General features: G+C 70.9%; 22 protein-coding genes and 1 tRNA gene. 9 read left to right on the top strand and 14 right to left on the bottom strand.

Features of this window, described 5'->3' with window-relative positions:
* Window positions 1-49 precede the first annotated feature (49 nt).
* Entirely contained in the window at window positions 50-370 is a 321-nt protein-coding gene (locus Raf01_RS03735) for an ArsR/SmtB family transcription factor (protein ID WP_203916278.1), read from the bottom strand.
* Window positions 371-899: 529 nt separating this feature from the next.
* On the opposite strand from Raf01_RS03735, the gene Raf01_RS03730 reads away from it, so the two are divergent.
* The 3 genes from Raf01_RS03730 to Raf01_RS03720 all read left to right on the top strand — a co-directional run bounded on the left by Raf01_RS03730 (window position 900) and on the right by Raf01_RS03720 (window position 8,971).
* A complete protein-coding gene (locus tag Raf01_RS03730) occupies window positions 900-2,744 on the top strand; it encodes a trypsin-like serine protease (protein WP_239133345.1) in 1,845 nt (614 codons plus the stop codon).
* Window positions 2,745-3,068: 324 nt separating this feature from the next.
* Window positions 3,069-5,354 (top strand): RICIN domain-containing protein, encoded by a 2,286-nt coding sequence (locus tag Raf01_RS03725; protein ID WP_239133344.1) that lies wholly within the window; start codon window positions 3,069-3,071, stop codon window positions 5,352-5,354.
* A gap of 128 nt (window positions 5,355-5,482) precedes the next feature.
* A complete protein-coding gene (locus tag Raf01_RS03720; RefSeq protein ID WP_203916276.1) occupies window positions 5,483-8,971 on the top strand; it encodes an AfsR/SARP family transcriptional regulator in 3,489 nt (1,162 codons plus the stop codon).
* On the opposite strand, the gene Raf01_RS03715 is transcribed toward Raf01_RS03720, so the two are convergent.
* The 8 genes from Raf01_RS03715 to Raf01_RS03680 all read right to left on the bottom strand — a co-directional run bounded on the left by Raf01_RS03715 (window position 8,957) and on the right by Raf01_RS03680 (window position 17,050).
* Window positions 8,957-9,766, bottom strand: a complete 810-nt coding sequence (locus Raf01_RS03715) for an HpcH/HpaI aldolase family protein (protein ID WP_203916275.1) — start codon at window positions 9,764-9,766, stop codon at window positions 8,957-8,959. The two genes, Raf01_RS03720 and Raf01_RS03715, sit on opposite strands and share 15 nt — an antisense overlap.
* The gene (locus tag Raf01_RS03710; protein WP_203916274.1) at window positions 9,754-10,212 is read right to left on the bottom strand and encodes a cadherin repeat domain-containing protein; all 459 of its coding nucleotides are present in this window, start codon (window positions 10,210-10,212) and stop codon (window positions 9,754-9,756) included. Before Raf01_RS03710 ends, Raf01_RS03715 begins: the two co-directional genes overlap by 13 nt.
* A 527-nt stretch (window positions 10,213-10,739) precedes the next feature.
* Window positions 10,740-10,816, bottom strand: a tRNA-Ala gene (locus Raf01_RS03705).
* An 87-nt stretch (window positions 10,817-10,903) separates the two neighbouring features.
* A complete protein-coding gene (locus Raf01_RS03700) occupies window positions 10,904-11,725 on the bottom strand; it encodes a hypothetical protein (RefSeq protein ID WP_203916273.1) in 822 nt (273 codons plus the stop codon).
* Between the two features lie 113 nt (window positions 11,726-11,838).
* Entirely contained in the window at window positions 11,839-12,462 is a 624-nt protein-coding gene (locus Raf01_RS03695) for a GNAT family N-acetyltransferase (protein WP_203916272.1), read from the bottom strand.
* Complete coding sequence (locus tag Raf01_RS03690) at window positions 12,459-13,739, bottom strand: molybdopterin molybdotransferase MoeA (RefSeq protein ID WP_203916271.1); 1,281 nt, start codon at window positions 13,737-13,739, stop codon at window positions 12,459-12,461. The genes Raf01_RS03695 and Raf01_RS03690 overlap by 4 nt, the downstream gene beginning before the upstream one ends.
* Before the next feature lie 140 nt (window positions 13,740-13,879).
* Window positions 13,880-14,833, bottom strand: coding sequence for a UTP--glucose-1-phosphate uridylyltransferase (locus Raf01_RS03685; RefSeq protein WP_203916270.1), 954 nt, complete (start codon window positions 14,831-14,833; stop codon window positions 13,880-13,882).
* Between the two features lie 9 nt (window positions 14,834-14,842).
* On the bottom strand, window positions 14,843-17,050 hold the full coding sequence (locus tag Raf01_RS03680; RefSeq protein WP_239133341.1) for a GGDEF domain-containing protein: 2,208 nt from the start codon (window positions 17,048-17,050) through the stop codon (window positions 14,843-14,845).
* A gap of 125 nt (window positions 17,051-17,175) precedes the next feature.
* Here Raf01_RS03680 and Raf01_RS03675 point away from each other — a divergent pair, with 125 nt between their 5' ends.
* A complete protein-coding gene (locus tag Raf01_RS03675; RefSeq protein ID WP_203916269.1) occupies window positions 17,176-17,703 on the top strand; it encodes a 5-formyltetrahydrofolate cyclo-ligase in 528 nt (175 codons plus the stop codon).
* 81 nt (window positions 17,704-17,784) lie between these two features.
* A complete protein-coding gene (locus Raf01_RS03670) occupies window positions 17,785-18,099 on the top strand; it encodes an FmdB family zinc ribbon protein (RefSeq protein ID WP_203916268.1) in 315 nt (104 codons plus the stop codon).
* A gap of 47 nt (window positions 18,100-18,146) precedes the next feature.
* Here Raf01_RS03670 and Raf01_RS03665 read toward each other — a convergent pair whose 3' ends face one another.
* Together Raf01_RS03665 and Raf01_RS03660 are read right to left on the bottom strand one after the other, a co-directional pair.
* Entirely contained in the window at window positions 18,147-18,782 is a 636-nt protein-coding gene (locus Raf01_RS03665) for a response regulator (RefSeq protein ID WP_203916267.1), read from the bottom strand.
* Entirely contained in the window at window positions 18,775-19,941 is a 1,167-nt protein-coding gene (locus Raf01_RS03660; protein WP_239133340.1) for a GAF domain-containing sensor histidine kinase, read from the bottom strand. The genes Raf01_RS03665 and Raf01_RS03660 overlap by 8 nt, the downstream gene beginning before the upstream one ends.
* 123 nt (window positions 19,942-20,064) lie before the next feature.
* Between Raf01_RS03660 and Raf01_RS03655 the strand changes: the two genes are divergently transcribed.
* Both Raf01_RS03655 and Raf01_RS03650 read left to right on the top strand, forming a co-directional pair.
* Window positions 20,065-20,736 carry an SDR family NAD(P)-dependent oxidoreductase gene (locus tag Raf01_RS03655; RefSeq protein WP_203916265.1) on the top strand — a complete coding sequence of 224 codons (672 nt, stop codon included), beginning with the start codon at window positions 20,065-20,067 and terminating at the stop codon, window positions 20,734-20,736.
* Window positions 20,733-21,848, top strand: a complete 1,116-nt coding sequence (locus Raf01_RS03650; protein ID WP_239133339.1) for an S-adenosylmethionine:tRNA ribosyltransferase-isomerase — start codon at window positions 20,733-20,735, stop codon at window positions 21,846-21,848. Before Raf01_RS03655 ends, Raf01_RS03650 begins: the two co-directional genes overlap by 4 nt.
* Before the next feature lie 10 nt (window positions 21,849-21,858).
* Here Raf01_RS03650 and Raf01_RS03645 read toward each other — a convergent pair whose 3' ends face one another.
* On the bottom strand, window positions 21,859-23,925 hold the full coding sequence (locus Raf01_RS03645) for a substrate-binding and VWA domain-containing protein (protein WP_203916264.1): 2,067 nt from the start codon (window positions 23,923-23,925) through the stop codon (window positions 21,859-21,861).
* Between the two features lie 135 nt (window positions 23,926-24,060).
* Window positions 24,061-24,228 (bottom strand): hypothetical protein, encoded by a 168-nt coding sequence (locus Raf01_RS03640; RefSeq protein WP_203916263.1) that lies wholly within the window; start codon window positions 24,226-24,228, stop codon window positions 24,061-24,063.
* A gap of 63 nt (window positions 24,229-24,291) precedes the next feature.
* Here Raf01_RS03640 and Raf01_RS03635 point away from each other — a divergent pair, with 63 nt between their 5' ends.
* The gene (locus Raf01_RS03635) at window positions 24,292-24,615 is read left to right on the top strand and encodes a translation initiation factor 2 (RefSeq protein ID WP_203916262.1); all 324 of its coding nucleotides are present in this window, start codon (window positions 24,292-24,294) and stop codon (window positions 24,613-24,615) included.
* Between the two features lie 26 nt (window positions 24,616-24,641).
* Here Raf01_RS03635 and Raf01_RS03630 read toward each other — a convergent pair whose 3' ends face one another.
* Complete coding sequence (locus tag Raf01_RS03630; protein WP_308442628.1) at window positions 24,642-25,118, bottom strand: DUF2231 domain-containing protein; 477 nt, start codon at window positions 25,116-25,118, stop codon at window positions 24,642-24,644.
* Window positions 25,119-25,197: 79 nt separating this feature from the next.
* Here Raf01_RS03630 and Raf01_RS03625 point away from each other — a divergent pair, with 79 nt between their 5' ends.
* Window positions 25,198-25,620 carry a Fur family transcriptional regulator gene (locus Raf01_RS03625; protein ID WP_203916260.1) on the top strand — a complete coding sequence of 141 codons (423 nt, stop codon included), beginning with the start codon at window positions 25,198-25,200 and terminating at the stop codon, window positions 25,618-25,620.
* Window positions 25,621-25,654: the final 34 nt, after the last annotated feature.

The following is a 25,654-nucleotide window of genomic DNA, read 5'->3' as shown; positions in this document are numbered from 1 at the left end:
GTACGCGAGCAGGTTCACATCGCGCTTTAGTCGCTTATCAGACAGTTATCTATTTATTCTCTTCTAATAGATTCTTCAGATCCACAAGCGCCGAGGCGCGGCCCTCGGTGTACTTGTCGATCCATCGATCATGGATGAGCCGGATCGGCACCGGATTGAGGAAGTGCAGCTTTTCCCGGCCGGACCGGCGGGTGACGATCAGCCCGGCTTCCTCCAGCACCCGCAGGTGCTTCATCACCCCGAACCGGGTCATCCGCAGGGTGGACTCCAGGTCGGTCAGGGTGCGCCCGTCGCGCTCGAAGAGGATGTCCAGCAGGTGCCGGCGACTGGGGTCCGCGAGCGCCTTGAAGACGCGATCGTCGTCGTCCACCAGCCCAGGATAGGTGACCTCGAAGTCACCTATCAAGTCGGCGGCGGGAGCCGGTCGCGCCTCCGGGTTTCCGTCGTGCCTCCGGGTTTCCGTCGCAGCTTCGGGCTTCCTCGGCCGAAGGTCGGAACCGTAGTGGGGATGGCCGGGCCGCCGGCCCACCGCTAGATCTCGGGATCCACGGATCCAAATCGGCGAAAAGGGCGCAGAATTCGCGTGCCCGGCAAGCATTCCCATATGGCAGATCATCACTGCCCCGACCAATGGCCGGTGCGATCGACCGGCCGCGCAAACCCCGGTCAACGGCCTTTCCGTTGAAGACGATCTCTGCTAGCGTGCTCCTGCTCGGCATGGACGCGATCGCTGGATGCCCCTGTGTCCGGGAAGGATTTGTTGCACCCGGGCCGACCGAGGCTTGACTCCATGTTGTCCCATACATGGAAGCCGGCGCTGTTTCCATTGCCGTCATTCATTCGTCTCCGGGAGAGAACCGACCAAGTCCGTTCTCTCATTACGCACAGGAGGGAATTGCGTGGCAAAGGCGGTTGATACCGTCACGGGGGGCCGCAGACTCGCGAAGCTGGGAGTACTAGCCACCGCCCTGACCGTCAGCCTTATCGGGCTGACCGCGCCCGCGGCTCACGCCGAGGGCGGCACGACGCCGAAGGGCGTCAAAGGCGCGTCGACGTCGCCGCTCGTGATCTCGAAGGACAAACTGCCGGCGAACGCCGTCAAGCTGCCCGGCAAGATCTCGTTGCCCAAGGCCGGCAAGCACGGCGCGACGTTCCAGAAGGGGACCGCCACCACCGGCGCCATGTCACCCAACATCGTCGGTGGCTCTCCGGTCAACGCGTCGGACTACCCGTACGTCGTCGGTATCGAGACGTACTTCCTGGTCGACGACGGCGGGGAATACCTCGATCCGTACATCAGCACCTGCACCGGCACCATCCTCAGTAGCACCAAGATCCTGACCGCCGGCCACTGCACCGTGGATTACGCCTTCGGCGTCACGTGGGTCACGGCGGGCGCCAACCAGTTGGACACGGACCCGCAGGCGGGATTCGTGGACTTCGTCAAGTCGACCTGGACCGACCAGACGTTCAACTACGCGGCGTACATCTCCGGCAATGCGCCGGCACCGGTCGACGACGTCTCGGTGCTGACGCTGCTGCAGCCGCTGCCCAGCGCCTACACGCCCATCAACCTGCAGGCGCAGGGCGACCAGTCGGCCTACGCCGCTGGGACGAGCGCGACCGCGGTCGGCTACGGAGTCACCTCGACCGACGCGGAAGACTCGGGCACCCTACGAGCCGTAACCGTGCCGATCGCGGACGACACGACCTGTGGCTCCGCCATGGGTAGCGGTTACGACGCGAACCGGATGACCTGCGCCGGCACGGAGACCATGGGGACCTGCTTCGGTGACTCGGGCGGCCCGCTGGTGGTCAACGGCGTGGAGGTCGGTATCACCGACTGGACCTCCAACGAGTGCGCCGGGGCCGGAAACTACGGTGTGTTCGAGCGGCTGAGCTACTACTCGAACGCGGTCAGCCAGGACCTCACCCGGTCGCCGGTCAGCAACCTGGACTTCGGCGGTGACGGTCACGCGGACCTCTTCGCGAGGGACTCCGCGGGCGACCTCGTCGAGTACAGCGGTTCGGGTCTGCTGAACGGCCTGAACGGCTTCTCCACCACAGGGCCCATCCTGGCCGGCACCGGTTGGCAGGGCTACAAGAAGCTGTTCCGGGTGTCGGACTGGCTGGGTGACGGGCTCGAGTCGGTCATGGCCACGGACTCGACGGGTCATCTGTTCCTCTACCCCGGCGACGGCGAGTGCTGCTTCACCGGCGAGAAGATCCAGATCGGTACCGGCTGGAACAAGTTCTCGGACATCATGGTCGTCAACAACTGGACGAACGACGGTCTTCCGGACCTGCTCGGTCGTACCCCGACCGGCGACCTGTACCTGTACGAGAGCGACCAGAACGGCGGCTGGAAGAACGGCGGGATCGGCATCAAGATCGGCACCGCCTGGAACTCGTTCAACACCGTCCTCACCCCGGGCATCTGGAAGGGCGACGGGCACCAGACGCTGATCGGTCGCACGACCAATGGCGATCTGTACCTGTACGAGAGCGATGGGCACGGCGGCTGGCTGAACGGCGGGATCGGCGTCAAGATCGGTAGCGCCTGGAACTCGTTCTCCATCTTCCTGTCCCCGGGAGACTGGAACGGCGACAACCAGGTCGACCTGATCGGCATCACGCCCGCGGGCGCGATGCGGCTCTACGAGACCGACGGTAAGGGCAACTGGCTCAACGCGTCCGGTCAGCAGATCGGCAACGGCTGGAACGCGTACAACACCGTTTTCTAGCCGATCTGGCACCTCAGCACTAGCGCCACAGCGGCGGCCCACGGCATCGTGGGCCGCCGCTTCGCGTATGGATGCCCGCCGGCCAGCGGCCCGGGCCGCCTCGGATCGGCGGACCTCGATCGAATGTCTCAGTAGACCTTGCCAGCAGACCTTGACGGCCATCGACGATGGCAGTTGAATCAAGCCTCGAAGGATGTCGATTAGGAAAGCTTCCTAATCTTCACTCTCAGCGAGTCCGGCCTGCCCCTCGGTCGTGGTCGCGACGGCAGCGACCCGTCCCACCGAGGCAGGGCCGGCAGGTTCCCCGAGTCGAGGAGTGCGGGCATGGCAACCGGAGACAGAAGACGACAACGGCTCGGCGCGTCTGACGCCGCGCGACGACCCAGACCAGTCGTGGCGGTGGGCGTGGCGATGGCCGGGACGCTGGTCGCCGGCGGGCTGGCCATCGCCGTGATGCCCGCGGCGGGCGCCGCGACGACCCAGGCCGCCGCGCCCGCCGCGGTCGTCTCGGGTACCGCGTACACGGTGGTCAACAGCAACAGCGGCAAGTGCGTGGATGCCAAGGCCGCGGCGACCGCCAACGGTACGGTCGTGCAGCAGTACGCCTGTAACGGCACCAGCGCGCAGTCGTGGACGTTCACCGCCACCAGCGGCGGATACTTCCAGGTGGGCAACGGCAACAACGTGGCCCAGGTCTGGGACGTCACCAACGTGTCCACCGCCGACAGCGCACCGATCCAGCTGTGGACCTACAGCAACGGCAACAACCAGCAGTGGCAACCCGTGGCGGAGCCGGCCGGCACCTACCATTTCGTCAACCGCAACAGCGGCAAGTGCCTGGACGTACCGGCCGCGTCGGTAGCGGACAGCGTGCAGTTGCAGCAGTACACATGCAACGGCACCGGCGCGCAGTCGTTCGCACTGAACCCGGTCGGCGGTACCACCACGCCGCCCGGCAACCCGAACAACCCGGACCTCGGGCCGAACGTCAAGATCTTCGACCCGTCGATGTCCAGCTCCGCGATTCAGAGCCAGCTCAACGCCGTGGACAACCAGCAGCAGAGCAACCAGTTTGGTACCCAGCGGTACGCGCTGCTCTTCCGCCCCGGCTCGTACAACGTGAGCGTCAACGTCGGCTACTACACGCAGGTACTCGGCCTGGGCATGTCGCCGAACGACACCACCATCACCGGCGGCGGCATCAACGTCGACGCGCAGTGGGACGGCGGCAACGCGACCCAGAACTTCTGGCGCGGCGTCGAGAACATCACCGACAGCCCCTCCTCCGGCACCGTGAAGTACGCCGTGTCCCAGGCCACGCCGATGCGCCGGGTGCACATCAAGGGCAACGTCGTCCTGGACGACAACGGCGGCTGGTCCAGCGGTGGGTTCCTCGGTGACTCGGTGGTCGACGGCCAGGTGAACTCGGGCAGCCAGCAGCAGTGGCTGTCGCGCAACGACCAGTGGGGCAGCTGGACCGGGGCCAACTGGAACATGGTGTTCGTCGGTGACGTCCGCGCCCCGGCGCAGAGCTTCCCCAACCCGCCGTACACCACCGTCGGGCAGACCCCGACGATCGCCGAGAAGCCGTTCCTGTACGTCGACTCCACCGGCGCGTACCAGGTCTTCGTACCCGCGGATCGCGCCAACTCCTCCGGTACCACCTGGGCCAACGGCACCGCGGCCGGAACCTCGCTGCCGATCAGCACGTTCTACGTGGCAAAGCAGGGCGACACCGCGGCCACCATCAACGCCGCTCTGGCAGCCGGTAAGAACCTGCTGTTCACCCCTGGGGTCTACAAGCTGACCGACACGATTCGGGTCACCCGGGCCGACACCGTGGTGCTCGGCCTGGGGCTCGCGACCCTGGAAGCGGACAACGGCGTAGTCGCGATGTCCACCGCCGACGTGAACGGGATCCGCATCGCCGGCCTGCTCTTCGATGCCGGTACGACCAACTCGCCGATCCTGCTTCAGGTCGGCCCGACCGGCTCCACCGCCGACCACTCGGCCGACCCGACCGTACTGTCCGACGTGTTCGCCCGGATCGGTGGCGCGGCGGTCGGTAAGGCGACCGTGAGCGTGCAGGTCAACAGCAACAACGTTATCGGCGACGACCTGTGGCTGTGGCGGGCCGACCACACGTACGGGGTCGGGTGGAACTCCAACACCGCGGCGAACGGGCTGGTGGTCAACGGCGCGAACGTCACCATGTACGGGCTGGCGGCCGAGCACTACCAGCAGTACGCGGTGCTGTGGAACGGCAACGGCGGGCACACCTACTTCTTCCAGAACGAGCTGCCCTACGACGTACCGAACCAGGCGAGCTGGATGAACGGCAGCACGCGCGGGTACGCGGCGTACAAGGTGGCGGGCTCGGTCACCACTCACGAGGCGTGGGGGCTGGGCAGCTACTGCTACTTCACCGCGGACCCCTCTGTGGTGGCGGACCACGCCATCGAGGTACCGAACACGTCGGGCGTCAAGTTCCACGACATGATGACGTTCTCGCTCGGTGGCGGTAAGGGCACGATCACCCACATCATCAACAACAGTGGCGGATCGGCGAGCGCGTCGAACAATCTCGCGGACCTGGTCTCCTACCCGTAACGGATCCCTTCCTGCCCCGGCGCGGCGGCCCGCCGTGCCGGGGCAGTGTGACGGCGGTGCCGGTACTCGTGTTGCGATCATTCGAAGTCACTGGCTTGAATGGCAACGGCGCGGGGACGGGGGCGGCGATGCGTGCGGTGGAGGTCCGACTGTTGGGCCCGGTACGGGTGGAGGCCAGCGACCGGCCGGTCAACCTGGGCGTACGCATGCAGCGGTTCATCCTGGCCGTACTGGCGCTGGAAGCGAACCGGATGGTGGTCACCGAGCGCCTCATCGACCTGACCTGGCCTGAGGAACCGCCCGCCACCGCCCGCCGGATCATCCACAGCCAGATCAGCCGGTTGCGCGCCACGCTGGCCTCGGCCGGGGCGGACGCGACACTGGCCGTGCGCCGCGCCGGGCCGGGCTACCTGCTGGAGTGCGAGCCCGAACTCGTGGACGCGCACCGGTTCACCGCGCTGCTGACCCGGGCGCGCGCCGCAGCCGGCGATCCGGAGCGGGCGGCGCTGCTCGACCGGGCGGTGGCGCTGTGGCGGGGCCCGGCGCTCGCCGACAGCGCCAGCGAACAGGCCCGCGCCGCGCTCTGCGGCCACCTGGAAGAGGCCCGGCTGACCGCGTTGGAAGACCTGCTCGACGTGTACCTGCGCCAGAAAAGGTACGACCTGGTCACGGCCGAGGCGACCCGGCGCTCCGCTGAGCACCCGCATCGCGAGCGGCTGACCGTCGCACTCGTCACCGCCCTACACCGCGCGGGCCGCTCCGCCGACGCGTTGAACGCCTACCACCGGGCCAGAAAGCGGTTGGCCGACGACCTCGGCCTGGATCCCTCGGCGGAGCTACGCCGGCTCGAACTGTCCATCCTGCGCGACGGCGCGGACCCGGAAGACCTTCCGGCACCGGCGCCGCAGCCGACCTCTTTCACGCTGCCTCCCGACACCGCCACCTTCACCGGCCGGTCGGAGGAATTCCGGAGAATCGTCGACGGAGCGCGGGACGCCGGCCGTGGCGGGCTGGTCGTCATCGCCGGCATGCCCGGCATCGGCAAGACCGCTCTGGCCGTCCACGCCGCACACCATCTCGCCGGGAGCGCAGACCGGCGGCTGTTCATCGACCTGCACGCGCACACTCCGGGCCAGCGACCCACCTCTGCCGGCGACGCGCTCGCTCAATTGCTGGCCGCCGACGGGGTCGACCCGCGGCACCTGCCGGAGGGCGTCGACGAGCGATCGGCGATGTGGCGCGATCGGATGGCCGAGCGCCGACTGCTGCTCGTACTCGACAACGCCGACAGCACTGACCAGGTCGCACCGTTGCTTCCCGGCACACCGGGATGCCGGGTGCTGGTCACCTCTCGTCGCAGCCTCGGCGACCTACCCGCCGCGCTCGCGCTGCCGCTGGACGTACTGCCGGAAGAGCAGGCGGTGCGGATGTTCCTCCGGCTGGCGCCGCACGGCGAGGCCGAGCCGGATGCCGTCGCCGACCTGGTGCGCCGCTGCGGGTACCTGCCGCTGGCGATCTCGCTGACCGCGAGCCTGCTGACCCGCCGCCCGTCGTGGACCGTCGCCGACCTCGTACAGGAGGTCCAGCGCACCACCGGCCGGCTGCTGACCGTACGGGCGGAGAACCGTACCGTCGCCGCCGTCTTCGACCTGTCGTACCAGAACCTGCCCACCGACCGGCAGCGGTTCTTCCGCCGGCTCGGCCTGCACCCCGGGGTCGACATCGACGGGTACGCCGCGGCCGCCCTCGACGGCATCCCGGCGCAGCGGGCGGCCGGGTACCTCGACGAACTGTATGACGACCACCTGCTCGACGAGCCCGCGTACCGCCGGTACCGGATGCACGACCTGATCCGCGAGTACGCCCATGCCCTGATCGAGGCGACGGACCCGGTCGATGTCCGGGAACAGGCCCTCGACCGGCTGCTGGACCACTATCGGGACACCGCCGCCCGGACCGGCGAGCTGCTACGGAGCGGCACGGTTCCGGCCAGCCCACCGGTAGCGGCCAGCCCACCGGTAGCGGACGGCGGCGCCGGTGCGCCCGGGTTCGCCGACCGGGATCAGGCAGTGGCCTGGCTGCGTACCGAACGCGACAATCTGATCGCCTGCGTCCGGCAGGCCGCCGGGCACGGGCGGCACTGGCACGTCGTGACGCTGGCCGCCTCGATGGCCGGGCTGCTGCGCACCGACGGTCCCTGGACGCAGGCCATAGACCTGCAGGCGGCGGCGCTGAAAGCGGCCGAGTTGGCCGCTCCCGAAGCGCGCGGCGCGATCCTCACCGAGCTGGGCATGCTGCGCTACCTGGCCGGCGACTACCCGCAGGCCGACGCGGTGCTGCACCGGGCCCTGGACCTGCACGTCACGCGCGATGACCGGCGCGGCCAGGCAGACACCCTGATCCAGCTCGGGATCGTACGGTGGCTGTCCGACGACCTTCCGCCCGCGACCGGGTATCACCAGCGGGCCCGCGACCTGTACCGCGACCTCGGTGACCGGCGCGGCCAGGCCGACGCCGCCTACGAGCTCGGTCGGGTGCACCATCTCCTGACCGACTACGCGCGTGCCGACGCCCTGCTGCGGCAGGCCCTGGACACCTACCGCGACCTCGACGACCGGCTAGGTCAGGCGGGTGCGCTGAACGCGCTCGGGAGCGTCCGGCACGGGACCGGTCACTTCGCCGAGTCGGACGAGCTGCACCGGCGGGCGCTGGAACTCTATCGGGAGTCAGGTGACCGCCGTGGCCAGGCCGGCGCCCTGAACTTCTCGGGCTCCGTCAGGCGCGTGCTCGGCGCGCTCCCCTCCTCACGGCGGTCCAGCGAAAAGGCACTGGACATCTACCGCGCCCTGGGCAGCCGCCTGGGGCAGGCGAGCGCGCTGGACCAGATCGCCGGCGTCCACCGGCTCACCGGGGACTATCCGCTCGCGCAGGAGTTCAGCCACCGGGCACTGGACCTGTACCGCGCCGTCGGCGACCGTGCCGGCCAGGGGAGGATCCTCATCAACCTGGGCATCCTCCGCTACCTGACCGGCGACTACCAGGCCGCGCACGGGTACCTGCACGAGGCCCTCGGACTCTTCCGTGAAATCAGTGAACGGACGTCTATAGCCGAATCGCTGGGAGAGTTGGGCGCCGTCGCCTACCTGAGCGGGGACCACGAGACCGCGGACGAACTGCTGGCCGAAGCCCTCGACCGCTACGGCGATAAGGACTTTCCCGATGACCGGGGCGCCGCGCTCATCCACCTCGGGACGGCGCGGTACCTGGCCGGAAACTACCCGGCAGCGGGCCGCATCCTCCAGCAAGCCCTGGACCTCGTCCAGTCGTGCGGCGCGCGTCAGCTCGAAACCGAGGCGCTCAATCGCCTCGGGGTGCTGCACCGGCTGACCGGGGAGCCGGAGCGGGCGCTGGCCCGCCACCGCGACGCGCTGGCTCTGGCCCGTTCGACGACCTGCCGTCTGGAGGAGGCACGTGCGCTCGACGGGATCGGCCGGTGTGCGCTGGACCTCGGCGACGAAACCGGCGCCTCCAGCCTCCGCGAGGCCGAGGCGCTGTACCGCCAGCTCGGCATACCGGAAGCCGCCCGGCGCGCCACCGAGGCATCACGTCGGGGCTGAGCCCCGCGACACGTTGGTCGGGTCGCCCGTACCCGCCGACCGCGCCTCGGCCAGCGCCGCTGTCGCGCCGTCCGCCAGGAAGAGCGAGTCTGACCGGAGGACGACGTAGTCGAAGCCCTGCTTCCGGAACGTCCCCCAGGCGGCGACCGACGGAGCGAACACGCCCGCCGGCAATCCGGCGGCATGGGCAGCGGTGACGATTTCCGAGATCGCCGACCGGAACGCCAGTTCCTCGAAGGATCCCGGGCTGCCCAGCGCGGCACTGAGGTCGAACGGCCCGACGAAGACGCTGCAGATCCCCGGAGTCGCGCAGATGCCCTCGACATTGCCGACGCCGTCGGCGTCCTCGATCTGCGGGATGACGCGGGGCAGGTCCGTCTGCGTGAGCGCGTCCGCCAGGCGGTACCCGAGGAGGGTGTTGCGGGAGAGCCCGACGCTCCGGGTGCCCACCGGCGGGTACTTCGCCCAACTGACGATCTGCTCGGCCATGGCCGCGGAGCGGACGTGGGGCACGATGATCCCCTCGACGCCAGCGTCGGCGGCTCTTTTCACCGCGGTCTCGGTGCCGTCCGGGATGCGGGCGAGCACCGGGACCCGCGATGCCATCACGTGTACGGGCAGGTCCCGATCCACGATCTCACCGTGCTCGAGGTCGAGGAACAGGAAGTCGAAGCCGAGAGCCGAGATCATTTCCGTGAGCGCGGCGCTGCCGATCCCGACCAGCGTGCCGACCGAGCCCCGAGCCGGAAAGCCGCTCGGCGATGGTTGCTGGTCGCCGAGGTTTACGCCGGCCAAAGCTGCACCAGGAATTGTTCGAGTCCCACGGGGTGGTCGTCTTCCCCGTTCCATTCCTGTTCCCATCGCCTCAATTCCTCGCGGCCGGCCACGTACGCTCGGACCTCGTACCAGCCTGGTTCACCCACCCGAATCCGGTCACTGAGATCGATCTCGTAAAGCGCCTGTACGGCCACGGTTTCATCGGACAGTAGGAGCCGGCCGCCCTGACTCTCGCCCCAGTTCCCCTCCGGCGCCGGCGGATGACTGTCCCACGCCTCCAGCCGCACCCTGGCCTCGTGCAGCCATTGCGAGCCGCTCTGGAGTACGACGACGTCGCGCGCGCAATAGAGGAACCGCTGCTCCTCCCAGCCGAAACAGGGGGGATCTGGTTCACCCGAGACGATGAATATCTGGGAATCGTCGGGAGGCACGGAGGCTTCGGCGTGAGCGAGACGGTGAGGCACCGCCACAGGTTAGCCGCGACGGGAGAGACGATGCGGCAGCAGCAGTGACGGTCGGGGCAAGCGACGCCCCCCGCCCTTGAAAACTCAACAGAGAACCGGACCTACGGGGCACGCCTCTGTCTTCGCCGTCGCATCCACTGCCACCACCGGTCGAACCCGAGCCGAAACAGAAGGCTCCCGACGAATATCGCCGGGAGCTCGACCCACAGCCTCATGACCGGAACCTAGCCGTGAAGGAGCAAGACCACATGCCCGTAGGGCAGGCGCCGACCCAACCGACGGGCAGGAATTTCCTGCCAGGGCCGGATGCACCACACCCGCGATCTTCGTCAAGATCTTCATGGACGCCGACGACGACGGACCGTTCGTGGCGTCCGACGAACTCGCGGAGATCATCAGGCCGCTGGTCGATGTCGCACGACGCCCCACTGACACGGGCGGCGACCCCGCCCAACCGGGCAGTGCCGCCGCCACCTGCAAGCTTCTCCGTGCCACTCTTGCTGGCCGGGGTTCAAATAAGCATCAAATGGTGGAGCTGAGGGGATTTGAACCCCTGACCCCCTCGATGCGAACGAGGTGCGCTACCGGTCTGCGCCACAGCCCCTTGCCAATCCCCGTCGATGATCCGGCGGACGATCGGCGACCAGACTAACAGGTACCGCGTCACCACCGCGAATCAGTATGCGGCCCGTCAGTACCCGGCCGCCCGGGCCTCGTACGCCCGGCCCCGCAGCGGCCCACGCGCCGACCCGTCCACGTACCGCTGGGACAGCCGCAACGACTCTCGCTGCGCCACCGCCCGGGCCGCCGCCGCCCGGCGCAGCGCCTCCCGCCGGGCCGCCAGTCGACGCGCCTGCTCCCGGCGCAGCTCCGCCTGCCGGGCCGCGATCCAGGCCGCCCGGCGGGCAGCCTCACGCCGCTTGCGGCGCTCCTCCAGGGCCCGCTTGCGCAGGTGCACCACGTACGCGGCCAGCAACATCAGGCTCGGCGCCGAGCCGACCCAGAAGCCGGGGCCGACCAGCCCCACCCCGCACAGCTCGCTGGCGTTGAGCATGACCAGCGCCGCGAGGACCCGGCGGCGCCGGTAGATCGCCGGGGTGTGGGCGTGCACCTTCGGCCGCCGGCGGGGCGGGGGCAGGCTGCCCCGGCGCTGGGCCGGACGGCCGGACCGGCGCGGGGCCGGGATCGCGGACACCGGGCTGGCCGACACCGGGCCGGCGGGCGTGGCCGGCCCCTGCGCCGGGGCCGCGTCGGCCGGCGCGGAGCTTCCGAGGGTGGCGGCGACGGGATCCGCCGGGCCAACACCCGCGGTGGAGGCGACGGACCGGGGCGCGTTGACCGGGCGGCGTCCGGGCACAGTGCGCCGACGGCGCTGGCGTTCGATCACCCGCGCCGTGCTCATCGCCCGCTCCGCCACCAATCGCTCGGTCGCGTCGTACCGGCGAACCAGTGCCGGCGCGAGTGCGAGCAGCCCGGCGGCGGCGAGGACGGCGAGGAGCACCGAGGTCGGCACCCTCACCCCTCCCGTCACAAAATCACATCGTTGTGATTCGAGGTTACGGCGCGCATGCACACAAATGCGCACGCCACACCGCCGGTGAGGCTCGGACCAACCGGCAGTGACGGTCAGACCATCGGACGGGAGAGCCGATGCCAACGGGCCAACAGCCCACCCTCCGAGGCGACATCCTCGGCCGTCACCGCGTACCCGACGTGATCCCGCCAGGTGCCGTCGATGTGGAGGTACCGGGGGTGGTACGCCTCCTCGCGGAAGGCCAGCTTCTCCACGACCCGCCTGGACGGAGCGTTCTCCGGCCGGATGTTGACCTCGATCCGGTGCAGTCCGCCGGCGGAGAAGGCGTGGTCCACGGCCAGCGCCAGCGCGGTCGGGATGATCCCCCGCCCGGCCATCCGGGAGTCGACCCAGTAGCCGGCGAAGCCGGAGCAGAACGCCCGGCGCACGATGTTGCCGATGGACAGCTGGCCGACGAGCTGGCCGTCGTAGCAGACCGCGAACGGCATCGCCTCACCCAGCCGTGCCGATCGGCGCAGTTCCCGCAGCACGTACCGGAACGAGGACGGCGAGTTCAGCTCGTACCACGGGCCGGGCGGGGTGGGCTCCCACTGCGCCAGCCACTGCTCGTTCGCCCGGCGCACCTCGGACCACGCACGCGCGTCGCGCCGCTGGTACGGCCGCAGGACGACGGGTCCGTCGGACAGGGTTACCGGCCAACCGGGTGGAAGCATCATCGCCGCCGATCCAGCAAGAGAACGTCTACGGTGGATCCGGCCGGCGCGGCGGTGACCCGTTCGCCCAACACCATCAGGCCGTTGGCCTCGGCCATGCCGGTCAGGGTGTACGGGCCGCCGGCCAGCGGCTGGACGGTGTACCCGCCGCCGCGTCGCTCGGCCACCTGGGCGGGGCGGAACTCCCGCAGCCCGAGCGGCGAGTGCACGGTCTCCAGCAGGTGCGCCCGGACGCTCGGCCGGAACACCGGCTCCGCGCCGGCCAGCACCTGGATGACCGGCCGAGCCAGCACCTCGAAGCCGACCAGAGCGGCTCCGGGGTCACCGGGCAGGCAGATGATTGGTACCTCCTCGTTGCCCACGGTACCGAAGCCTAGTGACGAGCCTGGATACACGGACACGGCGGTGAAGGTGACCATCACCTTGGACAGGATCCGCCGGACCATGTCCCCCGGACCGGTGCCGGTACCCCCGGTCGTAATGATCAGATCTGCCCGCAGGGCCTGGTCCTCCAGCAGCCCGCGCAGCCCGTCGGGATCGTCGTCGCAGATCCCGACCCGGTACGCGTGAGCGCCCGCCTCGGCGGCCGCCGCGGTCAGCGCGTGCGAGTTGACGTCGACCAGTTGTCCGGGCTGGCTCGTGCGGCCCGCGTCGACCAGCTCGTCGCCGGTCGCGACGACCACCACCCGGGGGCTCGGCCGCACGACGATGTGCCCGATTCCGGTGGCGGCCAGCACGGCGACCAGCGCCGGCGTGACGAACGCGCCGGCCTCGGCCACGACCGTACCGGCGGGCAGCTCGTCGCCGGCACGACGGATGCCGTACCCGCGTTTGGGCGCGGCACGGATCTCCACCGACGCGATGCCCTGATCGGTATCGCCGCTCGGGATGATCACGTCGGCGGTCAGCGGCAGCGGCGCTCCGGCCGCGATCGAGAAGCACGTGCCCGAGGTGAGCCGGACCGGTCGCCAGCTGGACGCGGCCAGGTCGCCGACCACGTTCAGCCGCACCGGGCGGCTCGGCTCCGCGTGCCCGATGTCCTCGAACCGCGCCGCGTACCCGTCCACGTCGGCGTGGTCGAAGGCCGGCAGCGGCCCGGGCGTGACGACGTCCTGGGCCAGGACGTTGCCGTACGCCTGGGTCAGGTCGAGGTCGAGCGCGGGCAGCGGCCGGAGGCCCCGCAGCACCATGGCCAGGTACTCGGCGAGCGGCATGAGCCCGGCCCCGGGACCCCTCGCTGAGGGTCCCGGGGCCGACGGCCGCTCGGCCGTGGCTGTCATACCTGCGCCTCCGCGGAGATCAGTACGCCGCCTGTCATACCCGCGCTTCCGCGGACAAGTGTGCGCCGGCCCTCATACCCGCGCGTCGAGAAATGCAAGCGCCGGCGGTCACAGAACCGCCGCGTGGTGGCCCGGAGCCGTCACCCACTGGGCTCCATGGCGCCGCTGACGAAGCCGGTGAGCCATTCCTTGAACGCCGGCCCCAGGTCCGACCGCTGGCAGGCGAGCTGCACGACGGCCTGAAGGTAGCCGATCGGGGCGCCGGTGTCGTACCGGGTCCCGCGGTACACGATGCCGTGGACCGGTACGCCCTGCTCCAGCAGCATCGCCATGGAGTCGGTCAGCTGGATCTCGCCGCCCGATCCGGGGGCGGTGCGCCGGATCGCGTCGAAAATGGAGTTGGGCAGCACGTACCGCCCCACCACGGCGAGGTTGCTCGGGGCGACGTCCTGCTTCGGCTTCTCCACCAGCGCCGTGATTTCGACGATCTCGCCGCCGTCGGAGTTGGACTGTGGCTTGACCGAGGCGATGCCGTACCGGGTGACCTCCTCCCAGGGAACCTCGATCAGGGACAGCACGATGCCCCCGGTCTGGGCCTGGAGATCGAGCATCGACGGCAGCAGCGGGTCGTCCTCATCGACGAACTCGTCGCCGAGCAGCACCGCGAATGCCTCACCGCCGACGTGCGACTCGGCGAACGAGACGGCATGCCCGAGTCCGAGCGGCTCGGCCTGGCGGCACGTGTAGATCTCGGCGAGCTCGGCCGGCCGTTTGATCTCGGCCAGCCGCTTCATGTCACCCTTCGCGGTCAGGTGCTGCTCCAGATCGGGGCGGCGGTCGAAATGGTCCACCATCGAGGTCTTGCCTCGCCCGGTGACCAGCAGAATGTCGTTGATCCCGGCGGCGGCCGCCTCTTCGACGATGTACTGGAGGACCGGCCGGTCAACGACCGGCAGCAACTCCTTGGGTACCGCCTTGGTAGCTGGCAGGAATCGGGTGGCGAGCCCCGCGGCGGGTATCACCGCCTTGACGGCACGCCGCGAGCGGCCGTTGCTGTCCGGCGTGGGCTCCTGGGCAGTCGAAAACTCCGGCATGTGGCCAGGCTATCGGCCGCGCGACTGTCGCGGAGCGTGTGGGCCGCTCGACGCGCCGCTTCCACCCCCTCCGGCGACGACTTCGGCGGCTGTCCCGGTCACCTGCCCGGGGGCCGCGCCCGCCACCGGCTCGGCCGGCAAGCCCGCTACCAGGTCGGATGCGGCGCCGGCCGCTGGGTCGGCCGGCACGGCGGCGCTCCGCCAGGTGTTCCGGCCGGCCGCCTTCGCCGCGTACAGGGCGTCGTCCGCCGCCTCCATGACCGCGGCACCGGTGGCGCCGTTGTCCGGGAACATCGCCACGCCGACGGAGACCGTCACCGGTACCCGGCGGGCCAGCTTCTGGCCTTCTGACCAGTTCGGCTCGGCGCGTCTGGCGCCGCCCAGCGATCCGAGACCAGTCAGGGAACCGGGCAGCCGGGGAGGTACCACCATCGGGGTGGCCCGGACCGCGGCGCACAGCCGCTCGGCGACGGTCACCCCGCCGGCCGCGTCGGTCTCCGGGAGCAGCAGCACGAACTCCTCGCCGCCCTGCCGGAACGCGAGGTCGACCTCGCGGATCTCGGCCCGCATCCGGCGGGCGAACTCGACCAGGACCGCGTCCCCGGCCGCGTGCCCGAAGGAGTCGTTGACGTCCTTGAAACGGTCGAGGTCGAGGACCAGCACGCACAGCCGGTGCCCGAACCGGTTGGCGCGCTCCACCTCGCGGCGCAGCGAATCCTTCAACGTCCGGTAGTTGTAGAGGCCGGTCAGCGGGTCGGTGTGGGACAGCCGCTGGGCCTCCTCGTGCATCCGGACGTTCTCCACCGCGATCGCCGCCTGACCGGCGAAGGTACGCAGGGTGGCGACGTCCGCGTCGTCGAACTCGTCCGCGCCGAGCCGGTCGTAGAGGGCCAGCACGCCGCGTACCGAGTCGGGCCCGCGCAGCGGCACCGCCACGTACGTCTGGCAGGTCGGCTCCTCGGGAGCCAGCGCCGGACCGTCCACCCCGACCCGGCCGCGCTTCGGCGTACCGGCGGCCGCGACCGACCCGAGAAGCCCGGTGCCCAGCGGTACCCGCAGCGCGACGTCGTCGCTGATGCCGACGAGCGCGTCCTGTTCCACCAGGAGGACGGCGCCCGACCGGGCACCGGTCACCGCGCGGGCCGTCTGCAGGATCACGCCCAGGATCCGGTGCAGGTCGTGGGTGCTGGACAGGGTGCGCCCGAGCACGTCGAGGTGCCCGCGCAACTGGTCCCGGCTCGCGGTCAGAGCGCCGACGTACGCCTGCATCTCCCGGGTCATACGGTTGAAGGTCGCGGCGAGCCGGCCGATCTCGTCGAAGCTGCGCACCGGGGCCCGGGCGGAGAGGTCGCCGCCCGCGACCCGTTCGACCGCGCCGGCCAGTTCGGCCAGCGGCCGGGTCGTGCCCTGCGCGAGCCACCAGGCGATCAGCACAGCGATCATGGCGGCCACCGCCGCGACGCCGGCCAGGATCAGGCCGAGGCCGTCCGTGCGGGTACTCGGGGTGGAGAGGGCCAGCGGCAGCGGCTGCCCGGCGGTGGGGGCGAGCCGGCGCACGTACCCACCGTCGGACGTGCGCCCGATCGCCGTCCCGGTGAGGCGGTCCGCTACCGCGGCCACCCGGGCGGCCAGGTCGGGCTTTTCGGTGGACAGCCGGTCGAGCCCATTGCCGATGAGGGTCACCGAGGCGGCGCCGGCGGTGAGCCTGCCGAGCAGCGCGGCGTCCAGGCCCCGGACCGCGGTCACGTACCCGACCGGCTCGCCGTTCTGGCCCAGCATCGGTACCCGGGCGGCAAGCGCGGTGTACCGGTCGATGGCACCGGTCGGATTCGCGTGGCCGGCCGGCTCCGCGATCCCGGTCGGGTAGCACTGCGCCCAGGGCATGGGCGGCGCGTCGGGGGTACTGAACAGAACCCGGCCGGACAGGTCCTCCACCCGTACCGCGCCCGAGTCGCCGCCGGCCAGCGTGGCCGCGCCGTCCGGCCTGCGTCCCGCCTCGGACAGTGAGGCGGTGCTCTGCGCCACGACCCGCAGCTGCTGGCACAGCGCGTCGACCGAGCCGCGCACCGCGTTGGTGGCCAGGTTCAACCGTTCGGCGGCACGCGCGGAGTCGACCCGCTGCACGGTGATGGCCACGATGACAGCACCGAGCAGCACGGGGCCGAGGACCACGGCGAGGAATGCCGCGGTCAGCCGGGCGCGCAGCGTGAGTGCCAACGGTTCCGGACCCGCCCGACCGCCGTCCCATCGCCCGGAACGGCTGGTGGCGGCCCGTGTCCCCCCTCCGGTTCTGATGCTGCCATAGTCATCTGCAATAGACTGGTCTGGGCGAAGGATGTGTCGTGTCCGATTTTTCGCAGCAACCGAAGCAGCGACTCCGGGCCGAGCTTCTCGCGGCACGCCGGGCACGCGCCGATCGCGCGAAGGCGGACGCGGCAATCGTGGAACTGCTCGCCACGCTGGCAGCCGGAAAGCGAACGGTCGGCGCTTACGTCCCGTTCTCCACCGAACCCGGCGGTGCCGTGATGCCCGACGCCCTCGCCGCGGTGTGCGACCGGCTGCTGGTTCCGGTCGTTCGGCCGGATTTGGACCTGGACTGGGAGATCTACGACGGGGACGGGATCCCGCTGGGCGTGCGTGCCATCGCCGAGGCGGACCTGGTGATCGTGCCCGCGCTCGCGGTGGACCGCTCCGGGATTCGGCTGGGTCGTGGCGGCGGCTCGTACGACCGGGCGCTGGCCCGGGTGGGGGCCGGCGCCCTGACCGTCGCCGCCCTGTACTCGGGGGAATTCGTCGATGTACTCCCGGCCGAGGCGCATGACCTGCGGGTCGACGCGGTAGTAACACCGGAAGGAGTTACCCGGTTGTGACGTCGCGCTCGCCCGACTGGACGAACGGCGTCCGATGACGCACCATTGGCACTCGAAGTGCTCGAGTGCCAGGAGGATGACGTGCCGACGTACCAGTACGCATGTACCGAGTGCGGACATCAGCTCGAAGCGGTGCAGTCCTTCAGCGACGCGCCGCTGACCGAATGCCCGGTCTGCCAGGGCAAGCTGCGCAAGGTCTTCTCCTCGGTGGGCGTCGTCTTCAAGGGCTCCGGCTTCTACCGGACCGACTCCCGTGACAACGCGTCCGGTTCGACCGCCGCCAAGAACGGCTCGTCGAAGGACAGCGCCGCGAAGTCGGACACCAAGACCGAGACCAAGTCGGAGACGAAGAGCGAGGCGAAGCCGGCGGCCTCGACCCCGGCGTCGACCAGCTGAATCCTCGCCGTCGAATAAGGAACGCTGGCTGGGCCCGCCGGGTCCGATCAGCTGGCGTCCACCAGTCCGGTACGCACCGCATACAGCGCAGCCTGCGTCCGATCCTGTACGCCCAGCTTGGCCAGCACCGCACTCACGTGTGCCTTCACCGTCTTCTCGGACAACCCGAGCGTCCGGGCGATCTCCCGGTTCGACCGACCGCGGGCGATCTCGGTCAGCACGTCCCGTTCGCGTGCCGTCAGGTGCGCCCCGGCCGGCCGGTCGGGCCCGGCCGCGAGCAGCCGCGCCACGTCCGGATGCAGCAGCACGTGGCCGGCATGCACGGCCCGGATCGCCGCCGCCAGCGCTGGCGGGTCGACGTCTTTGTAGACGTACCCGGCCGCCCCGGCCCGCACCGCCGGCAGTACCGCGGCCGGCTCCGGGAAACTCGTGACCACCAGTACCCGCGCCCGCTGGCCCCGCTCGCGCAGCCCGCGCAGGGCCTCCACACCGTCGCTGCCCGGCATCTTCAGATCGAGCAGCACCACGTCCGGATCCAACTCCTCGGCGGCCTCCAGGCACCCCGCGCCGTCCGCCGCCTCCCCCACCACGGTGATGTCGTCCTGCAGATCAAGGAACGTCCGCAGCCCCTGACGAACGACCGGATGGTCGTCCACCACGAGTACCCGGATCGGCTCAGTCATCCCGGGCTCCGCCGCGCTCCCCGCCGGCCTCGCCGGAGACCGGTACCGCCAGCCGTACCGTGGTCCCCGCCCCCGCCGCCGACCGCACCTCCAGCCGGCCGCCCACCGCGCGGGCCCGCTCGCGCATCGACGCCAACCCGAGCCGGCCGGACGTCGCCGGCGCGGCCGGGTCGAAACCCCGCCCGTCGTCGTTGACCTCCAGCAGTACCGACCCGTTACGGGTACCCAGCCGCACCTCCACCCACGACGGCGCCCCGTGCCGCAACGCGTTGTGCACCGCCTCCTGCGCGATCCGGTACGCCGCCTCCTCGCGTACCGGGGTCAGCCGCGGTACCGCTTCCCCGGTGAAGCGCACCGCCACCGGGTGTACCCGGTTCAGCAGTTCGGCCTGCTTGCGCAGGGCCACATCCAGCCCGTCCCCGGCGAGGTCGACCGGGCGCAGCCCGACGACGATCGACCGGAGTTCGTCGGCGACCTCGGCCGCGAGCCGGCGCACCGTGGCCAGCTCGCCCGCCGCCCGGGCCGGGTCGCGGGCAGCGAGCGTGGTCGCCGCGTCGGCGGTCAGCCGGAGGCTGAACAGCTTCTGCGTCACCGCGTCGTGCAGTTCCCGAGCGATCCGGTTGCGTTCCTCCACAATGGACAGTTCCCGGCTGCGCTCGTACAGCCGCGCGTTCACCAACGCGATGGCGGCGTGCGCGGCGAGCAACCGGAGCAACTCCTCGTCCCCGGCGGTGAAGCCGCCCGGGGCCTGCTTGTTGGCCAGGTACAGCTCGCCGAGGATCTCGTCGCCGTCGACGATCGGCATGCCGAGGAAGTCGGTCAGTACCGGGTGGGCCTCCGGCCACCAGCCGAACTGCGGATGCGCCCGGATGTCGGCGAGCCGGACCGGATTCGGATCGCGCAACATGACGCCCAGCAGGCCGTGCTGGCGCGGGAGCGGACCGATCGCGCGCCACTGTTCGTCGCTGACGCCGTCCGCCAGGAATTCGGCGAACGAGCCGTTCTCGTCGGGAACGCCCAGGGCGGCGTACTCCGCGTCGAGCAGGCGCCGGGCCGACGTGAGGATGGTCTGGAGCACCTCCCGGACGGACAGGTGCGCGGTCACCGCGAGAACCGCGGCGCTCACCTCGCGCAGCTCGTTCCGGTCGCACCCACTCACACCGCCACGGTACCCAGCCGGAGCGCCCGGCATAACGGACCAGGGACCTAGGCCCATGGTCGGACCGGATGCCGGGTCTCAGGCCCGATGCCGGTGACCCACCGCGTCCCTAGCGTCGGGTTCATGAACGAAACCCGAACCGCGATCATCACAGGAACCTCCCGGGGTCTCGGTCTCGCGCTGGCCAGCGGCCTGGCATACGACGGCTGGAAGCTGATCATGGACGCCCGGGACGCCGAAGCCCTCGCCGCGGCGGTGTGGAACCTGCCCGGTCAGCACATCGCCATCGCCGGCGACGTGACCGACCCGGAGCACCGGGCCGCCCTGGTCGAGGCGGCGATCCGCGCCGGCGGCCCGGACCTGCTGGTCAACAACGCCGGCATCCTCGGGCCGAGCCCGCGGCACCTGGCGGAGTACCCGCTGGCCGCGCTGCCCGAGGTGTACGAGGTCAACGTGTTCGGGCCGCTCGCGTTGACCGCGCTTGCCCTGCCGGCGCTGCGCTCGCGCGGCGGCGCGATCGTGAACGTGACCTCGGACGCGGCGGTCGAACCGTACCCGGGCTGGGGCGGGTACGGCTCGGCCAAGGCCGCGCTGGAGCAGGCGAGCAAGGTACTCGCGGCCGAGGAGCCGTCGGTACGGGTCTGGTGGGCGGATCCGGGCGACCTGCGTACCCGCATGCACCAGGAGGCGTTCCCGGGAGAGGACATCAGCGACCGGCCGCTGCCGGAGTCGGTGGTACCCGCTTTCCGGAAGCTGCTCGCCAACCGGCCCGAGTCCGGACGGGTGCGGCTGTGAGCCCGGCGGCCGCCTCCCCGACGCACACGGCCGCCTCCCCCGCGCCGGTCGTCGACTTCACGCTGCCGGCGAACCTGGAGGCGCACGAGCCGCCGGAGGCGCGCGGCCTGTCCCGGGACGGGGTACGCCTGCTGGTCGGCGACCGCGCGACGGGTGAGGTGAGCCATCACGGGTTCACCGAACTGCCCGGGCTGCTCCGGGCCGGCGACGTCCTGGTGGTGAACACCTCCGGTACGCTGCCGGCCGCCGTACCGGTGCCGGACAGCCCGCTGACCGTGCACTTCTCGACCCAGGCGCCGGACGGCCGGTGGCTGGTCGAGCTGCGTACCGCGGCGGGTACGGCACCGTACCCGGGCGGCTGCCCGGAACACCGGTACCGGCTGCCCGGCGGAGCCACGCTGACCCTCCGGGAGGAGTACTCCCGGGGTCGGCTCTGGTACGCGGATGTCGACACGGCCGTCAGCGATGTCGAGGAACGAGACATCGCGGTCAAGCGGCCGCTTTCGACCGGCATCGACGCCGTACCCGGGCTGCTCCGCAGGTACGGAGCGCCGATCCGGTACGGGTACGTGCCCCGGCCCTGGCCGCTGCCGTACTACCAGACCGTCTTCGCCACCACGCCGGGCAGCGCCGAGATGCCCAGTGCCGCCCGGCCGTTCTCCGAGCGGCTGGTCACCCGGCTGGTCAGCGCCGGCATCCAGGTCGCGCCGATCCTGCTGCACACCGGAGTCGCCTCGCCGGAGGCGCACGAGCGCCCGTACCCGGAGCGGTTCGCCGTGCCCGGGACGACCGCGCGGATCGTCAACCAGGCACGGGCAGCGGGCGGGCGCATCGTGGCGGTCGGCACCACGGCGGTACGCGCGCTGGAGAGCGCGGCCACCGCGACCGGGACGGTCGCCGCCGCCAGCGGCTGGACCGACCTGGTGATCACGCCCGACCGCGGCGTACGCGCGGTGGACGGGCTGCTGACCGGCCTACACGAACCGCGTGCGTCGCACCTGGACATGCTGGCCGCGATCGCCGGCACGGAGCTGCTGTCCCGCTGCTACCAGGAGGCGATCGCGGCCGGGTACCTGTGGCACGAGTTCGGCGACGTCAACCTGCTGCTCTAGCCACGACCGCTCAGCTCAGCCGGCCGGCGAACGCCAGAACCAGGGTCTGCACGGCGGTCGCCGGATTCTCGGCCACGAACGTCCGGCCGCCGGTCGCGGCCGAGATCTGTCGCAGCGCGTCGGCGTCGGCCTCCGGCCCGAGCGCGATGTTGATGATCTGTACCGGACGGCCCGACCGCTGCTCGCTCTTCAACGCGCTCAGCAGCTGCGCCAGCGTCATGCCGCCGGGCACGTCGTTGCTCCCATCGGTGATCACCAGGATCGCGTTCACGCTGTCCGGTTGCCAGTGCGACCGCATCTCCTGATAGGCGGCGTAGACCGTGTCGTAGAGCGGAGTGCCTCCGTGGGCGCTCAGCTGTCCCAGCGCGTCGAGCATCGCCTGCCGCCGGTCCACGCCGTCGACCGCCGCGGTAGCCGACCCGAACGCGACCAGTTCATCCGGGCCGTCCCCGGTACCGGAGAAGCCCCACAGCCCGACGCTGTCCCGGCCGCCGAGCAGACCGAACCCGGTCGTCGCCGCCTGCCGCATGAGCTGCAGCCGGGTGAGCGAGGTACCCGGCACCGGCTCCGCCATCGACCCCGACGTGTCCAGCGCGACCAGCATGTCGGACCGGCGTTGCAGCGACGTCCAGTCGGCGATGAGCTGACCGATCACCAGCGCGTCCGGGACCGCACGGGCGCCGCTGAAGGTGGTCGGGAATCCGTCCGCGACCGGCAGCGTCGCCGAGTCGCGCACGCTGTGGTCGACGTCGCGCAGCCCGATCACGCCCAGCGCGTCCTGGCCGGCGCTGCTTCGCAGGTACGTCAGGAACTGCTCGGCGGCCGCCCGGGTACCGGCGGTCACCCAGCTGGTCGACAGCACCGAGTACGGGTAGTCCGCGACGACCGGGGCGGCGGCGTACACCGGAACCAGCGGGTGCTCCGGATGGTCCTGGTCGAACGCCGCGACCTCGCTCTCCAGTGCGGGAAAGGCAGCGATGCCGGCATCCGCCCCGGCGGTGCCCGCCTGAGCCGCGAAGAACCCGGAGGTGTCCGGCGCCACCGCGCCGAGCGCCTGATCGAAGCGCAGCGAGTCGACCAGTTGGTCGTCGGTCAACGCACCGGTCACGTCGTCGCCCACGACGGCCAGGACCGCGGCGAGCCCGGCCGTCGTCGTACTCGCGTCGGTCATGCCCATCCGCAGCGACGCCCACTCCGGATGCCCGGTCTTCGCCCAGCCGCCGCTCATGAACATCTCGACCACATCGGTCCAGTTCAGGGTCCGGCCCGGCCAGCCGAGCGCCTGGGCCATCGGCTGGCGCAGCGCGAGGACGACCGGCGACGAAGCGATGCTCGGCGACTGCGGCGGGATCAGGCCGCTCGCGTCCGGACGGCCCTCCGCCATCGACAACCAGAGGCTCGATTCCGGTACCCACACGTCGGGCCGGACCCCGTCGCGCCTGGTGTTCCAGTCCGGCCCGAGCGTGGCGGCGACCCGGCTGGACTCCTGCGACGTGACGCGGGCGGCCAGGCACCGGCCGTGCAGCACGGGTCTGGTGGCGGTCCAGTCCTTGGCGAGCCGGTCGAGAACCGGAAACGTCCTCGCCGAGGTCGCGATCGTGACCGTGATGGGCTCACCGGTGCAGCCGACGAACGTGGCCGCGGAGGGCTGGCCACCGGTTCCCAGCAGCACGGTGGCCGCGACCAGGATGCCGGTACCCGCGGCCACCGAGACGACGACCCAGCGCCGCCGGGCGACGACCGAGAACCAGCGCCGCCGGCTGACGGCGTGGACCGGTTCTTCGTCGGTACCGGCGGGGGCCGGTTGTCCCGCGGCGGCCGGCTGTCTCCCGGTGATGGCCGGAACCGACGGGAGTCCGGCGACGGCGGCGGCCGATGGGAGTCCGACGGCGGCCGACGCGAGTCCCGCGGAGGCCGAGGGGAGTCCGACGGCGGCGTCCGAGAGCCGCTCGCTGACGGCGTGGGCCGGTGCTCGTTCCTCGACGCCGCGGGCCCACCGCCGCTCCAGGACGGTCCTGCGGAGCCAGCCCGGCGATTGATGCGTACCAACCTCATTGGCCGCGCCGCTATCCGGCATCGCCGTCCTCCCGCCGCCCGTCGAGTGGATGGGACCGATCTGAGCCCGGGAGGTATTGTGGCCGCCTTCGATGGCCGGCGCCACTGCCCCCGGTCAAGCGGTCGGTGAGTCGCCGGCCGACCTGCGGGACCGGGCCTAGTCCCAGTGCGGCGGGCGCTCCTCGCGCAGCCAGTCGTCGCGGCTGTCGGAACGCTCGCCCCAGCCACGGTCGGTGTCGTCGCGAGTCTGCTCGGGCAGCATCGGCTCTCCGTCCTCGAGCTGCACCTCGCGCTCCTCGTCAAAGGAGTAGCGGTCCCTTTCCATGCGACTCAGCGTAGCCACTGATAGCGTCCAGTCCGTGACCGCCATCCGCCAGCGGGTACAACCGTGAGCGACGATCTGCAGTGGCGCCGCCCGCCCGGCGGCCAGACCGGCCGACCGGACGCGTCCGGCGAGCCGGCACCCGGCCAGGCACCTCGGGGCGACGCGCCGCCGTACGCCGGTCCGCCGCGTACCACGCCGCCGCCCGCCGAGTGGCACCCGCGAACCCTGATCCAGACGCCGCCGCCGCGCCCCATGCCGCACCAGAACCCCGAGGAGCTGGACGCCCGCGAGAAGGAGACGCGCACAGTCACGTACGGCGTCGGCATGGTCGCCGGCGCCGTACTGTTGATCGTCCTCTTCGTCTTGTGCGGCCGGGCGCTGTTCTAGCCCTGTGCTGCTGATCGGCTGGCGGCTCAGTACCCCTGCCAGACGATGTGGGCGGCGCTGTCCCCGGTACGGAAGACGTAGTACCCGGTCACGATGGAGAGACCGATCGTCACCACGGCCAGCGGTACCCACACGGTCAGCGTGCGCTGCCGCAGTGCCGGGAGCAGAACCGCCGCCAGCGCCACGAGGCCGAGCGCGATCGTCACGTACAGCGTGATCGTGCCGAAGTGCCTGTGCTCGTCGATCTTGTTGAGGATCGCCGGCGTGGCCAGGTGACGGTTGGCCATCCGGGCACGGAACGCGTCGCCGGACAACTTGGCCAGCAGAGCACTCAGCGGAGCGATCACACCGAGTACCACCACCGCCCAGTCGAGCTTCGGGCGCAGCGCGGGCACCAGCACGTAGACCAGAGCCCCCACGATCAGCAGAGGGATGAAGACCACCGCCGCGTGTATCACCAGGGGGTGCAGCGGTAATCCGAAGAAGGTCTCAAACACACCCATAGACACGCACGGATCATCTCATCCGGTTCACCGCACGGCTTTCTTGAGTCGTTCCAGCTTGACGTGATGCAATAGGCGGATGGATGGCGAGGACCGGCTGCGTTCCCGGGGACTCCGGGTGACCCGTCCCCGGCTGGCCGTGCTGGAGATCCTCGGTCAGGGTGGTCACCTGGAGGTCGACGAGATCATCCAGCGGGTTCGGACCGACCACACCGCGGTCTCCGTTCAGACGGTCTACGACGTGCTCGGCGCCCTGGCCCGGGCCGGGCTCGCCCGGCGGATCGAGCCGGCCGGCTCACCGGCCCGCTACGAGGCCCGCACCGGTGACAATCACCACCACATCGTGTGCCGGGGCTGCGGCGAGATCGCGGATGTCGACTGCGCGGTCGGCGAGGCGCCCTGCCTCGATCCGTCCAGCGCTCACGGCTTCGAACTCGACGAGGCCGAGGTGACCTTCTGGGGCCTGTGCCCGACGTGTCAGAAGCTGCGGCGCGCGGACTGACGCCTACCCGCCGGGCGGGTCCGGCCGGCGACGG

Source organism: Rugosimonospora africana, assembly GCF_016862975.1.
GTDB classification, from domain to species: Bacteria; Actinomycetota; Actinomycetes; order Mycobacteriales; family Micromonosporaceae; genus Rugosimonospora; species Rugosimonospora africana.
Note: the sequence above shows the minus strand (reverse complement) of the source record. Positions and strands in the feature narration are given on the sequence as shown.

What these genes read in the sequence shown, in the direction of transcription:
- Raf01_RS03630 (WP_308442628.1), bottom strand. Translation starts at nt 25,118, where the DNA reads ATGGGTGTGTTTGAGACCTTCTTCGGATTACCGCTGCACCCCCTGGTG.
- Raf01_RS03625 (WP_203916260.1), top strand. Translation starts at nt 25,198, where the DNA reads ATGGATGGCGAGGACCGGCTGCGTTCCCGGGGACTCCGGGTGACCCGT.
- Raf01_RS03685 (WP_203916270.1), bottom strand. Translation starts at nt 14,833, where the DNA reads ATGCCGGAGTTTTCGACTGCCCAGGAGCCCACGCCGGACAGCAACGGC.
- Raf01_RS03720 (WP_203916276.1), top strand. Translation starts at nt 5,483, where the DNA reads ATGCGTGCGGTGGAGGTCCGACTGTTGGGCCCGGTACGGGTGGAGGCC.
- Raf01_RS03695 (WP_203916272.1), bottom strand. Translation starts at nt 12,462, where the DNA reads ATGATGCTTCCACCCGGTTGGCCGGTAACCCTGTCCGACGGACCCGTC.
- Raf01_RS03655 (WP_203916265.1), top strand. Translation starts at nt 20,065, where the DNA reads ATGAACGAAACCCGAACCGCGATCATCACAGGAACCTCCCGGGGTCTC.
- Raf01_RS03725 (WP_239133344.1), top strand. Translation starts at nt 3,069, where the DNA reads ATGGCAACCGGAGACAGAAGACGACAACGGCTCGGCGCGTCTGACGCC.
- Raf01_RS03690 (WP_203916271.1), bottom strand. Translation starts at nt 13,739, where the DNA reads ATGACAGCCACGGCCGAGCGGCCGTCGGCCCCGGGACCCTCAGCGAGG.
- Raf01_RS03645 (WP_203916264.1), bottom strand. Translation starts at nt 23,925, where the DNA reads ATGCCGGATAGCGGCGCGGCCAATGAGGTTGGTACGCATCAATCGCCG.
- Raf01_RS03665 (WP_203916267.1), bottom strand. Translation starts at nt 18,782, where the DNA reads ATGACTGAGCCGATCCGGGTACTCGTGGTGGACGACCATCCGGTCGTT.
- Raf01_RS03640 (WP_203916263.1), bottom strand. Translation starts at nt 24,228, where the DNA reads ATGGAAAGGGACCGCTACTCCTTTGACGAGGAGCGCGAGGTGCAGCTC.